The following is a 14,263-nucleotide window of genomic DNA, read 5'->3' on the forward strand; positions in this document are numbered from 1 at the left end:
GTATGTCAATACGCATACAGCGCGTATGTTGCTTTCCGGAGATGACAGTGGTCGCGAGACGGCGTGCAGAAATGGTGGAGGAAACCCGGGCCAAGCTCATCCGGGCGGCCCGGACGGCTTTCGCCGCCAAAGGCTATGCGGCCGCGTCGATGGACGATCTGACCGCCGAAGCCGGCCTGACGCGCGGCGCGCTCTATCACAACTTCGGCGACAAGAAGGGTTTGCTGCAGGCCGTCATCGATCAGATCGACGCGGAAATGTTGGCGCGCATGCGCGCTGCCCGCGGTCAGGCGGACACCGCATGGGACGGGTTTCTCAACGAAGGCGTCGCCTATATCGAAATGTCCCTCGAGCCGGAGATCCAGCGCATCATGCTGCTGGACGGCCCCGCCGTACTCGGCGATCCCTCGCAATGGCCGAACCAGACGGCGTGTCTGCGCACGACAACACAGACGATTCAACGGTTGATCGACGATGGAACGGTCAAGCCTGTCGATGCCGAAGCGGCGGCCCGTCTGATCAATGGCGCGGCGCTCAATGCCGCCCTCTGGATCGCTGCCGCCGACGATCCCCACGCGGTCCTTACGAAAGCTGTCGAGGCGTTCCGCCAGCTCGCTGCGGGCTTGCTGCGAACGGCGGGATGACCGCCTCACACATCTTCAGATGCGCTCACTCGTCGTCGTCGTCGTCGTCATCCTCGTCATCATCATCGTCGCTGGCAGATGACCTGTGCTGCTGGTCGTCCCAGAGCTGGCGATAGGTACCGTTCAGCGCCAGCAGCTCCTTGTGCGAGCCGCGCTCGATCGCCTTGCCGCCATTGATGACGATGATTTCGTCCATATCCACCACGGCGGCCAGCCGGTGCGTCGACGAAATCAGGGTGCGGCCCTTGGCGAGTTTGAACAGCGTCTTGTTGAGCGCCGCCTCGGTTGTCTGGTCGAGGGCGGATGTCGCCTCATCCAGCAGGAGCACCGACGGATTGCGGACGACGGCCCGCGCGATCGCAATGCGCTGGCGTTGGCCGCCCGATAGCGTATCGCCGCGTTCACCGACCTGCGTATCGTATTTGTCCGGCAGGCTCATGATGTAGCGATGGATCTCGGCCTTGCGCGCCGCCTGCTCGACTTCCTCGTCGGTGGCGCCTTCCTTGCCGAGCCGGATGTTCTCGCGGATCGACATGTTGAACAGCATGTTCTCCTGGAACACCACGGCCATGTGGCCGCGCAGGGACTCGCGCGTGATCTTTCGGATATCGACGCCGTCAATGGTCACCCTGCCCTCGTCCGGCATATAGAGCCGCAGGATCAGGTTCAGCAACGTGCTCTTGCCGGAACCGGATGGGCCGACAATGGCGACGGTCTTGCCGACATTGATCTTGAGGCTGAGATTGTCCAGCACCGGCTGCTGGCTGTTCTCATACTTGAACGAGACGCGATCGAACGTGATGTCGTTGACGATGCGCGGCAGCTCCGGTGAGCCCGGCTTGTCGGAGCCACGTGTCGGCTCGTCGAGCATCTCCTCCATGTGCCGCACGGCGGCCGCTGCCTGGATCGACACCGGGATAAAGTGCATCACATGGGCGATGTTGTAGGACACCTCCCAGAACGCGCTTTCAAACGTAACGAACGTACCAACCGTGATCTGCCCCTTGGTGGCGAGATAGGCGCCGATCGCCAGCACCACCAAATGCAACAGCAATACGGAGACGGTGACCGAGCGCTCGACCATGGTCGACAGGAAGGTCGCCGCCGCAATCCTGTCGCGCGTTTCGTTATTACGTAGCCGGAACCAGCCCATGGTACGCCGCTGCAGGCTGAAGGCCTTGATTACCGCCTGTGCCGCGATGTTTTCCTGCACCATGCCGAGCACTGACGCTTCGCTGAGCTTCTGGTCGTAATTGGCCTGCACGGCCTTCGGCGTCAGAATGCGCGGGCCGATCAGCGTGATCGGGAAAATCAATAGCGCGACGGCGGCCAGCTGCCAGTTCAGATACAGCATCAGCCCGATGCCGGCGATCAGTTCGAGGAACGGCAGCAATGCGCTGTTGGCGAAACTCTTGATGGCCGTCTCGAAAGACGACAGATCGATCGAGAAGCGGGACAGTATCTCGCCGCGCTTGGTGCGGGCGAAATAGGCCGACGGCAGATCCTGCACATGATCGAACAGACGCGAGCGGACGTCCGTGATGATCGAGGCTGCCAGTTTGGCGTCCCAGCGCTCGTACCAGATCGCAACGATCGACGTGACAATGCCGGCGACGGCCAGCACCGACAGGATCTTGAACAGTGCGTCGAAATCCTCCTCGCCGAGCGCATCGTCGATCAGATATTTGAGGCTGAGCGGCATGATGACGTTGAACAGCGTCTCGACCAGAACGCCGAAGCCAACGAAGCCAAGCAGCTTGCGGTACTTGCCGAGCAACGGCCTCGTGAAACGATACACCGTTCCGAATGCGCCGGCGGCCTCGCGCGCGGTGAAGACGACCAGTTCCTCGTCATCATCGTCATCGAGCTCGTCGTCTTCATCCTCGTCATCATCATCGACGGCAGGCTTGGCTTTTGCCGTCTTCTCGACAGCCGGCGGTTTCGTGCTGGGAACCGAAGCGGCGGCAGCGCCAACTGGGAGCGCAAACTTGTCATCGAGCGGCGTGGCCGGCTCGGCCGCGTTCTTATCGTCAGATGGAGGCTTTGGAGGTGGCTTCGACGCCATGGAACGAACCGTTGCTGCACGGTCCTTCGACCGCAAGAATCAATGAAGCGGCCCGGACAGCCACGGCAATGATCCTATGCGATCAGAATGTCCTCGGCAAAGCAACCGAAGGCCGATGCCAAAGATCAGTCCTCGGCATCGACCTTGTCGAAGAACGAGTAACGCAGGCTGTCCGCGTCGGCATACCAGTGGCCCGGTCCCTTGCCGGCGGCCAATGTCGCTTCCCACACCGCCTCGGTGCAGTCGCGGCGATGCATCGACAGGTCGAAGCCATTACCGAAGAACAGTTCCGACCACTCCCACCAGGTGCCGAGCTTCTTGACGCCGCGCAGCAGGTCATAGCGATCGATCACCGCCGGCGCCATGTCGGACGTGACCGAACCGAACACGAGGCCGGTCTTCACGACGCGGTTGAGCTCCTGCACGGCCGTCACCACCTGCTTGTCGCCGACATGGCACAGGCTGGTCTCGAACACGAAATCGAACTGCCCGGCCTTGAACGGCAGATCGGTGATCGAGCCGAGCTTGTTGAACTTCTGCAGCGCCTTTGGCGTCCTGGCGTGGATCGCCTTGTTGTTCTCGACACCCCAGGCGTCGATACCCCTGGCACGCAGCGCGCCGACCAGTTCGCCTGATGCCGAGCCGGCGACCAGCAGCTTGTAGCCCTTGGCGCGGCCCCAGACGATCTTGATGAGATTTGTCAGATAAGCCGGGTCGGTAAACTGGCTCCAGACCTCGCTGTAGGGACCGACACCGCGATAGTTCTGGAAATAGTCGCGATCGATCTTGTCGGAGATCGTCGTGCCATTCTGACCCTGCGCACGGCGCAGGCGCATCATCTCGGTGAGGATAATGTCGGTGGCGGCATCGGAGGAGTCGAGCAGACCGTTCAGCGTCGAGTCGAACAGATAGTCGCCGACCACGACGAGGCCCGGATGATCCTTCGGCTCCGGCCGGTGATTGGTCATGACATCGCGCACCGGCATGCCGCCGGGGATCGCGTTGACCGACGACAGCCAGCGATGAATCTTGCCTTCCAGCAGATGCTCACGCGCATCGCCAAACGAGGCCGGCAACGACTTCAGCGCGGCATCGATCAACTCATCATCTGTGAGATTGGCAAAGGCCAGCGCGTCGGAGCCTGGCACCAGCCAGTTCAGCACGCCGTGCTTGCCGACATCGTGGCGCGCGCCCTCGTTATAGACACAGCAGCCGCCGAAGGCTTCCGACATGAACCAGGCGCCGGGAATCTGCTCGCCCCAGAACGGCGTATCGAACAGCAGCGAGATCCGCAGATAATGCGCCGGGCGGTCGAAGTAAGAGACATGCTTGACCATCGACTTGCGCAGCTGCTCGCCGTCCCAGCGCATGGTCGCCAGCCATGAATGCGGCAGGCACATCACCACGAGATCGAAATCGCGGGTGTCCGGCCCCTTGCCGTTCATCATGTCGAGCTGATAGCGGCCCTGCTCGGTCTTGCCGACCTTGAGCACACGGTGATTGAGCCGGATGTCGGCATCGACTTCTGACTGCAGGCAGGAGATCAGCTGCTCGTTGCCGTTCTGGATCGAATAGAGGCCGATATAGCCATCGACATCCATCACGAAGTTCTTCAGCGCATTGAGGCCGTTGGTGTTGTGCGTCTCGGTCGCGATGTCGGAGCGCGCCATCACCTTCAGGAAGCGCTTGGCAATGGGATCGCTGACTTCCTTGTCGAGCAGCTCCTCGGCATTTATCCATGCCCAGGGGTGTTCGTTGTCGTGCGAACCGACGCCTTCGTAATATTCGATCGGCGACACCATGCTCGCGCACTTCTTGCGGAAGGCTTCAATGGCGGCTGCGGTCTTCGGGCCGTATTTCTTGCGCATGCCCGGCACGTCGTTGAGCAGCTCGCCGTCGAGCTGCACCTGCTCGGCATCCATCGGAATGGTCTGAAGGCCGAAATGCTGGATCAGCTCGCGCAGCGGATCCGGCCCTGTCATCGAGTAATCGTAGATTTCCGCAACGCCAGCTTCGTACATGGCTGGCGCGCTATCGAACTTGCGCGTGAGAATCTTGCCGCCGACGCGGTCGGACGCCTCGTAGATGGTGACACGACAGAGATCGCCGAGCTTCTTCTTGAGATACCAGGCGCTCATCAGGCCGCCTGGACCACCACCAACAATTGCAAGATCAAGCATAGGTTTCTTTCACGCGTCGTGTTTGCCGGCGGCAATATCCGGCAACGGTCGATGTAACGTATTCCCAGCCAAAGCGGAATCCGCTGACGCTGCAAGGCTGGCCCGTCGACCCCGTCGACTCGCGCTAACCCCCTCCAAGTGAAAACATTTTTCAGCTGAAGGAAAGATGAACAAAAGCATGTGGTGCGCCGCAATACACGTCACACGCGAAAAAGGCCGGCTTTCGCCGGCCTTTTCCATGGCATTGATGTGATCTGCAATGGCAGGTCAGTTGGTCGGCGACAAGACACGCTCCATGACGATGGTCCGCTCCTCACCGTGATAGGCCTCGCGAACGGCCGTGAAGCCCAGTCTCGCGTAAAAAGCCTCTGCGGTGACCGTCGCCGGAACCGTCAGAATCGCAAGCTGTCGTTCACGGGCGACCCTCTCGATCCGCTGCACCAGCAAACGGCCGATGCCGCGCCCTTGCACATCCGGCAAGACGAACATGGTCCGCAGGGCGTGCCCATCCAGGCTCGCCGTGCCGACAACACGATTGTCCATCTCGGCAACGAACACCTCGCGCTGGTCGATCAATCGTTCGACGACCGCGGAGCTGAAACTGAGCTCAACGCGCGCGATGATATCGGGCGTGTAATCCTTCGCATTGGTTTCGCGCAGCGCGCGGATGATGACGCGGCTGATACCTGCTGCATCGCCGGCTTGAGCCGGCCGAATATCGCATGTCATCTGACCGCTCTCCGTTGCCAACCGAATGAACAGATCAAAACGAGAAAGGGCCAGCTTGCGCCGGCCCTTTCGTTTCTTAAGTCTGCCCGGCCCGATTACTCGGCCGACGGCAGCATCAGCGGCTCGGGCTCCGGAGCCGACGGCACGATCGCCGCCTGCTTCTCGCGCTCGTCGAGGATCATCTTGTCGCGCTTCATTGCGACTTCGCGGATCTTCGCCATCGAGGCGCCAGTACCGGCCGGGATCAGGCGGCCGACAATGACGTTTTCCTTGAGGCCTTCGAGCGGGTCCACCTTGCCATTGACGGCAGCTTCGGTGAGCACGCGCGTGGTCTCCTGGAACGACGCTGCCGAGAAGAACGAACGGGTCTGCAAGCTGGCCTTGGTGATGCCCAGCAGCACAGGGTTTCCGGTCGCGATCTTCTTGCCTTCTTCCTTCGCCTTCAGGTTCAGCGCGTCGAACTCGATCTTGTCGATCTGCTCGCCCGAGATCATGTCGGTCTCGCCCTGATCGGTAATCTCGACCTTCTGCAGCATCTGACGGACAATCACTTCGATGTGCTTGTCGTTGATGAGCACGCCCTGCAACCGGTAAACTTCCTGGATTTCGTTGACCAGATAGGCAGCGAGTTCCTCGATGCCCTTGATCGCCAGAATGTCGTGCGGCGCCGGATTGCCTTCGACGATGTAATCGCCCTTTTCGACGATGTCGCCGTCCTGCAGATGGATCTGCTTGCCCTTCGGAATGAGGTACTCGCGGGTCTCCTCGTTCTTGTCGAGCGGCTCGATCGAGATGCGACGCTTGTTCTTGTAGTCGCGTCCAAAGCGGATGGTGCCGCCGATTTCCGCGATGATCGCCGCGTCCTTCGGCTTGCGCGCCTCGAACAATTCGGCCACCCGCGGCAGACCGCCGGTGATGTCACGCGTCTTCGCGCTTTCCATCGAGACACGGGCAAGAATGTCGCCCGAGGTCACCTTGGCATCGACGTCGACCGACAGAATGGCGTCGGGCGACAGCATGTAACGGGCGTCGCCGCCACGTGCGAGCTTGAGGACCTTGCCGTCCTTGCCCTTGATGACGATGGCCGGACGCAAGTCCGCACCACCACGCGACGAACGCCAGTCGGTAACGACGCGCTTGGCGATACCGGTGGACTCGTCGAGCGTTTCCGTAATCGACTGGCCGTCGATCAGGTCTTCAAACCCGATCGTGCCGTCGACTTCGGTCAGCAGCGGACGGGAATACGGATCCCATTCCGCGATACGCTGGCCACGCTTGATCATGTCGCCGTTGGCCACGTGAACGCGAGCACCGTACTGGATACGGTACGTCGCACGCTCGGTGCCATCGGCGTCAGAGATGGCGATGACCATGTTGCGCACCATTGCAACCATGTGGCCTTCGCCGTTCTTGGCGATGTTCTCGTTCTTGATCGTGATCTTGCCGTCGAAGTTCGACTCGATCACCGACTGCTCGTTGAGCTGCGCCGCGCCGCCGATGTGGAACGTACGCATCGTCAGCTGCGTGCCGGGCTCGCCGATCGACTGCGCCGCGATGACGCCGACGGCCTCACCGTGGTTGACGGGCGTGCCGCGGGCCAGATCGCGGCCGTAGCAGGTGCCGCAGATGCCGTTGACCAGTTCGCAAGTGAGAGCCGAACGGATCTTCACTTCCTGGATGCCGGCCTGCTGGAGCAGATCGACGTCCTTCTCTTCCATCAGCGTGTTGCGCTTGATCAGCACCTTGTTGGTCGCGGGATCGCGAATGTCTTCGCAGGCCGAACGACCGAGGATACGCGACGCCAGCGATGCGACCACCGAACCGGAGTCGATGATGGCGCGCATCTTGATGCCGAGATTGGTGCCGCAATCGGTCTGCGTGATGATGCAGTCCTGCGCCACGTCGACGAGACGGCGGGTCAGATAGCCCGAGTTCGCGGTCTTCAGCGCGGTGTCCGCGAGGCCCTTACGAGCGCCGTGGGTCGAGTTGAAGTATTCGAGAACCGACAGACCTTCCTTGAAGTTCGAGATGATCGGCGTTTCGATGATCTCGCCCGACGGCTTGGCCATCAGGCCGCGCATACCACCGAGCTGACGCATCTGGGCCGGCGAACCACGGGCACCGGAATGCGCCATCATGTAGATCGAGTTGATCTGGGCTTCTTCACCCGCCGCATTCCTCTTCACCGAGGAGATTTCTTTCATCATCTCCTTGGCGACTTCTTCACCCGCCTTCGACCAGGCGTCGACGACCTTGTTGTACTTCTCACCGTGGGTGATCAGACCGTCATTATACTGCTGTTCGAAGTCCTTCGCGAACGCACGGGTGGCGTCGACGATCTTCCACTTCGAACCCGGCACGACCATATCGTCCTTGCCGAACGAGATGCCGGCCTTGAACGCGTTGTAGAAGCCGAGCGCCATGATGCGATCGCAGAAGATCACGGTCTCTTTCTGACCGCAGTGACGGTAGACCTGATCGATGACGCCCGAGATTTCCTTCTTGGTCATCAGCTTGTTGATGACGTCGAAAGGCATCTTCGGCGACTTCGGCAGAACCTGACCGAGCATCGCACGACCGGCAGTGGTTTCCACCATGCGCGTGACCGGCTTGCCGTCCGCATCGAGACCGGACCAGCTGTATTTGATCTTGGTGTGGAGGTGGATGACCTTCGCATGCAGCGCATGCTCGATCTCCGCCATCTCACGATACAGCTTGTTTTCGCCCGGGAGACCCGCACGCATGGTCGACAGGTAGTACAGACCCAGCACGATGTCCTGCGACGGCACGATGATCGGCTGACCGTTCGCCGGATGCAGGATGTTGTTGGTCGACATCATCAGGACGCGCGCTTCCAGCTGCGCTTCGAGCGACAGCGGAACGTGCACGGCCATCTGGTCGCCGTCGAAGTCGGCGTTGAAGGCCGAGCAGACCAGCGGATGCAGCTGGATCGCCTTGCCTTCGATCAGCACCGGCTCGAACGCCTGGATGCCCAGACGATGCAGCGTCGGCGCGCGGTTCAGCAGCACGGGATGCTCGCGAATGACCTCGTCAAGGATGTCCCAGACCTCGGGACGTTCTTTTTCAACGAGCTTCTTCGCCTGCTTCACCGTGGTGGACAGACCCTTGGCGTCGAGACGCGAATAGATGAACGGCTTGAACAGTTCGAGCGCCATCTTCTTCGGCAGGCCGCACTGATGCAGACGCAGCTCGGGACCGACGACGATGACCGAACGGCCCGAATAGTCGACGCGCTTACCGAGCAGGTTCTGACGGAAACGACCCTGCTTGCCCTTCAGCATGTCAGCCAGCGACTTCAGCGGACGCTTGTTGGCGCCGGTGATGACACGGCCACGGCGGCCGTTGTCGAACAGTGCGTCGACGGCCTCCTGCAGCATGCGCTTTTCGTTGCGGATGATGATGTCCGGCGCGCGGAGCTCCATCAGACGCTTCAAGCGGTTGTTACGATTGATGACGCGGCGATACAGATCGTTCAGATCCGACGTCGCGAAGCGGCCGCCATCCAGCGGCACCAGCGGACGCAGATCCGGCGGGATCACCGGCACCACCGTGAGGATCATCCATTCCGGCTTGTTACCGGAATAGCGGAAGGCCTCGACGATCTTCAGGCGCTTGGCGAGCTTCTTGTGCTTGATGTCGGATTCGGTCTCCTTCATCTCGACGCGCAGCTGCTCGTCGAGCTTCTCGAGCTCCAGACCCTTCAACAGTTCACGGATCGCCTCGGCACCGATCATCGCGGTGAACGAGTCCTGGCCGTATTCGTCCTGCGCCTTCAGATATTCTTCTTCAGACAGCAGCTGACGGTCCTTGAGCGCGGTGAGACCCGGCTCGAGAACGACGTAGTATTCAAAATACAGGATGCGCTCGAGATCCTTGAGCGTCATGTCCAGCAACTGGCCGATGCGCGACGGCAGCGACTTCAAGAACCAGATATGCGCAACCGGAGCGGCTAGTTCGATGTGACCCATGCGCTCGCGTCTGACGCGCGACAGGGTCACTTCGACCGAGCACTTCTCGCAGATGATGCCCTTGTACTTCATGCGCTTGTACTTGCCGCACAAGCACTCGTAATCCTTGATGGGCCCGAAGATGCGGGCGCAGAACAGGCCGTCGCGCTCGGGCTTGAAGGTACGGTAATTGATGGTTTCCGGCTTCTTGATCTCGCCGTAGGACCACGACAGAATCTTCTCCGGGGACGCAATCGAGATCCGGATCTGGTCGAAGACCTGAGCCGGAGTCGTCGGATTGAAGAGATTCATAATTTCTTGGTTCATCGTCTTCTCCTCGCGTGCCGATCGCCATCAGCAGCAAATTCGAAATTCTTTAGAGCCACACACCCTGCCCCACGTCCCGGCTGGGTGCGGACGCCCGGCCATCAGGCCGGGCGTAACGCTTGTTCTTACTCGGCAGCTTCGGAGGTCGGCCCCGGCAGCTTGGAATTGTGCAGGTCGACGTTGAGGCCGAGCGAGCGCATTTCCTTGACCAGCACGTTGAACGATTCCGGAATACCGGCCTCGAACGTGTCGTCGCCGCGCACGATCGCCTCGTAGACCTTGGTACGGCCCGCGACGTCGTCCGACTTCACCGTCAGCATTTCCTGGAGCGTGTACGCCGCGCCGTAAGCCTCGAGCGCCCACACTTCCATTTCACCGAAGCGCTGACCGCCGAACTGCGCCTTACCACCCAGCGGCTGCTGCGTGACGAGCGAGTACGGACCGATCGAACGCGCGTGGATCTTGTCGTCCACGAGATGGTGAAGCTTGAGCATGTAGATGTAGCCCACAGTCACCTTGCGATCGAACTGGTCGCCGGTCCGGCCGTCATAGACGGTGGACTGACCGGACGCGTCGAAGCCAGCCATCTTCAACATCTCTTCGATGTCGGCTTCCTTCGCACCGTCGAACACCGGCGTCGCAATCGGCACGCCGGGCTTCAGGTTACGCGCCAACTCAAGCAGCTCGGTGTCGTTCAGCGACTTGATGACTTCGTCTTCGCCGTAAACCTTCTTCAGGGTGTCGCGCAGCGGCTTCAGATCCTGCTTCTGGTAATAGGCGTCGATGGTCTGACCGATCTTCTTGCCCATGCCTGCGCAGGCCCAGCCAAGATGCGTCTCCAAGATCTGACCGACGTTCATGCGCGAAGGCACGCCGAGTGGGTTCAGCACGATGTCCGCATGCGTACCGTCTTCAAGGAACGGCATGTCTTCGATCGGAACGATCTTCGACACCACGCCCTTGTTGCCGTGACGTCCGGCCATCTTGTCGCCGGGCTGAATCTTGCGCTTCACCGCGACGAAGACCTTGACCATCTTCATCACGCCTGGCGGCAATTCGTCGCCACGCTGCAGCTTCTCGACCTTGTCGAGGAAGCGCTGTTCAAGGCCCTTCTTCGACTCGTCGTACTGCTTCCGCATCGCTTCGATTTCGGTCATCAGCTTGTCGTTCGCGGTGGCGAACATCCACCACTGCGACCGCGGATTTTCGTCGAGCACGGCGCGCGTGATCTTGCCGTCCTTCTTGAAGCCCTTCGGACCGGCGATGCCGACCTTGTTCTCCAGAAGATCAGCCAGACGGCCGTAGACGTTACGATCCAGGATGGCCTGTTCGTCGTCACGGTCCTTGGCGAGACGTTCGATTTCTTCCCGCTCGATCGCCAGAGCACGTTCGTCCTTGTCGACGCCGTGCCGGTTGAACACGCGGACTTCGACGATCGTGCCCTGCACGCCCGGAGGCACGCGGAGCGAGGTGTCGCGAACGTCCGACGCCTTTTCACCGAAGATGGCGCGCAGAAGCTTTTCTTCCGGCGTCATCGGGCTTTCGCCCTTCGGCGTGATCTTGCCGACCAGGATATCGCCGGCGCGAACTTCGGCGCCGATATAGACGATACCGGCTTCGTCGAGGTTCTTCAGCGCTTCTTCCGACACGTTCGGAATGTCGCGGGTGATTTCCTCAGGGCCGAGCTTGGTGTCGCGGGCCATGACTTCGAATTCCTCGATGTGGATCGAGGTGAAGACGTCTTCCTTCACGATCCGCTCCGAGAGGAGGATCGAGTCTTCGAAGTTGTAGCCATTCCACGGCATGAACGCGACGAGCACGTTGCGGCCGAGTGCGAGTTCACCGAGATCGGTCGACGGACCATCGGCAATGATGTCGCCCTTGCGAATGACGTCGCCAACCTTCACCAGCGGACGCTGGTTGATACAGGTCGACTGGTTCGAACGCTGGTACTTCATCAGGCGATAGATATCGACGCCCGACTTAGTCGGATCGAGATCTTCGGTCGCGCGGATAACCACGCGGGTTGCGTCGATCTGGTCGATGACACCCGAACGGCGGGCAGCGATCGCAGCACCGGAGTCGCGGGCCACGACGGCTTCCATGCCGGTACCGACGAACGGCGCTTCAGCGCGCACCAGAGGCACGGCCTGACGCTGCATGTTCGAGCCCATCAGCGCGCGGTTGGCGTCGTCGTTCTCGAGGAACGGGATCAGCGCCGCAGCGACCGAAACGAGCTGCTTCGGCGACACGTCCATGTAGTCGACCTTGTCGGCCGGCAGCGGCAACACGTCGCCGGCGTGACGGCAGATGATCATGTCTTCGGTGAACTTGCCCTTGGCGTCGAGCGACACGTTCGCCTGCGCGACCGAGTAGCGGCCCTCTTCCATCGCGCTGAGGTACACGACCTCATCGGTGACGCGACCGTCCTTGACCTTGCGGTAAGGGGTCTCGACGAAGCCGTACTTGTTGACGCGCGCGAAGGTGGCGAGCGAGTTGATCAGACCGATGTTCGGGCCTTCCGGCGTCTCAATCGGGCAGATACGGCCGTAGTGGGTCGGATGCACGTCGCGGACTTCGAAGCCGGCGCGCTCGCGGGTCAGACCGCCCGGGCCAAGCGCCGAAAGACGACGCTTGTGGGTGATTTCTGAGAGCGGGTTGGTCTGGTCCATGAACTGCGACAGCTGCGACGAACCGAAGAACTCGCGCACCGCGGCAGCCGCGGGCTTCGCGTTGATCAGGTCCTGCGGCATCACGGTGTCGATGTCGACGGACGACATACGTTCCTTGATGGCGCGCTCCATGCGCAGCAGGCCGACGCGATACTGATTTTCCATCAGCTCGCCGACCGAACGCACACGGCGGTTGCCGAGATGGTCGATGTCGTCGATTTCGCCCTTGCCGTCGCGCAGGTCCACCAGCGTCTTGATGACGGCGAGGATGTCTTCTTTGCGCAGCGTGCGATGAGTGTCCGGCGCGTCGAGTTCGAGGCGCATGTTCATCTTCACGCGGCCCACGGCCGAGAGGTCGTAACGCTCCGAGTCGAAGAACAGCGACTGGAACATGTTCTGCGCGGATTCGAGCGTCGGCGGCTCGCCCGGACGCATCACGCGGTAGATGTCGAACAGCGCGTCTTCACGCGTCAGGTTCTTGTCTGCCGAGAGCGTGTTGCGGATATAGGCACCGATATTGACGTGGTCGATGTCGAGCAGCGGGAGTTCCTTGTAACCCTCCTCGTTCAGCGCCTTCAGCGACTTCTCGGTGATTTCCTCGCCGGCTTCGGCGTAGATTTCACCGGTCTTCACGTTGACGAGGTCCTCGGCGAGATAGTTGCCGACCAACTCTTCGTCGGTCAGACGCAGCGCCTTGAGGCCCTTCTCGGCAAGCTGACGGGCAGCGCGCACGGTGAGCTTCTTGCCGGCTTCGAGCACGACCTTGCCGGTGTCGGCATCGATCAGGTCGTTGACGGTGGAGTAGCCACGGAAACGGGTGGCGTCGAACGGAACGCGCCAGCCTTCCTTGATCTTCTTGAACTGGATCTTCTTGTAGAACGTCGAGAGAATCTCTTCGCCATCCAGACCCAGCGCGAACATCAGCGACGTCACCGGAATCTTGCGGCGACGGTCGATACGCGCGAACACGATGTCCTTGGCGTCGAACTCGATGTCCAGCCAGGAACCGCGATACGGGATCACGCGGGCAGCGAACAGCAGCTTGCCCGACGAATGGGTCTTGCCCTTGTCGTGGTCAAAGAACACGCCCGGCGAACGATGCATCTGCGAGACGATGACGCGCTCGGTGCCGTTGACGACGAAGGTGCCGTTCATGGTCATGAGCGGGATGTCGCCCATGTAGACGTCCTGCTCCTTGATGTCCTTGACGGACTTGGCGCCGGTTTCTTCGTCAATATCGAACACGATCAGGCGCAGCGTCACCTTCAGCGGCGCAGCATAGGTCATGCCGCGCTGGCGGCACTCATCGACGTCATACTTCGGCGGCTCGAATTCGTAGCGCACGAATTCCAGCATCGAGGTGCCCGAGAAATCCGAGATCGGAAACACCGAACGGAAAACAGCCTGCAGACCTTCGTCGAGGCGACCGCCGGTCGGCTCATCGACCATCAGGAACTGGTCGTAGGACGCCTTCTGAACCTCGATGAGGTTCGGCATCTCTGCGACTTCTTTAATATGACCGAAGAACTTGCGAACGCGCTTGCGACCTGTGAACGTCTGCTGACCCATCGTGGCCTCTCATTGCGTCGCCCGAAAGGGGCGAACCTTCCAGAGCGCGACTGCCATCGCCTCCGGGTTGAATTTCCAAGAACGTTCCGAATTCGACGCCCAATGTGAG

General features: G+C 60.9%; 6 protein-coding genes. 1 reads left to right on the forward strand and 5 read right to left on the reverse strand.

The genetic code is table 11. The features are described from left to right. Positions 1 to 41: 41 nt before the first annotated feature. Positions 42 to 644, forward strand: a complete 603-nt coding sequence (locus SFY93_RS22110) for a TetR/AcrR family transcriptional regulator (protein ID WP_320444600.1) — start codon at positions 42 to 44, stop codon at positions 642 to 644. A 25-nt stretch (positions 645 to 669) separates the two neighbouring features. Here the strand turns inward: SFY93_RS22110 and SFY93_RS22115 are convergent, their stop codons facing one another. From SFY93_RS22115 to rpoB, 5 genes are all read right to left on the reverse strand, one after another. Continuing rightward, entirely contained in the window at positions 670 to 2,709 is a 2,040-nt protein-coding gene (locus tag SFY93_RS22115) for an ABC transporter ATP-binding protein (protein ID WP_320444601.1), read from the reverse strand. A 125-nt stretch (positions 2,710 to 2,834) separates the two neighbouring features. Then, positions 2,835 to 4,889 (reverse strand): FAD-dependent oxidoreductase, encoded by a 2,055-nt coding sequence (locus tag SFY93_RS22120; RefSeq protein ID WP_320444602.1) that lies wholly within the window; start codon positions 4,887 to 4,889, stop codon positions 2,835 to 2,837. Between the two features lie 267 nt (positions 4,890 to 5,156). Next, the gene (locus SFY93_RS22125) at positions 5,157 to 5,618 is read right to left on the reverse strand and encodes a GNAT family N-acetyltransferase (RefSeq protein WP_320444603.1); all 462 of its coding nucleotides are present in this window, start codon (positions 5,616 to 5,618) and stop codon (positions 5,157 to 5,159) included. Between the two features lie 95 nt (positions 5,619 to 5,713). Then, positions 5,714 to 9,913: a DNA-directed RNA polymerase subunit beta' gene (gene rpoC / locus SFY93_RS22130; RefSeq protein WP_089268272.1), complete on the reverse strand. Its 4,200-nt coding sequence runs from the start codon at positions 9,911 to 9,913 to the stop codon at positions 5,714 to 5,716. A gap of 125 nt (positions 9,914 to 10,038) precedes the next feature. Next, the gene (rpoB, locus tag SFY93_RS22135) at positions 10,039 to 14,154 is read right to left on the reverse strand and encodes a DNA-directed RNA polymerase subunit beta (RefSeq protein WP_120286934.1); all 4,116 of its coding nucleotides are present in this window, start codon (positions 14,152 to 14,154) and stop codon (positions 10,039 to 10,041) included. Positions 14,155 to 14,263 lie beyond the last annotated feature (109 nt).

The organism is Tardiphaga sp. 42S5 (assembly GCF_034044155.1).
In the GTDB taxonomy this organism is placed as follows: Bacteria; Pseudomonadota; Alphaproteobacteria; order Rhizobiales; family Xanthobacteraceae; genus Tardiphaga; species Tardiphaga robiniae.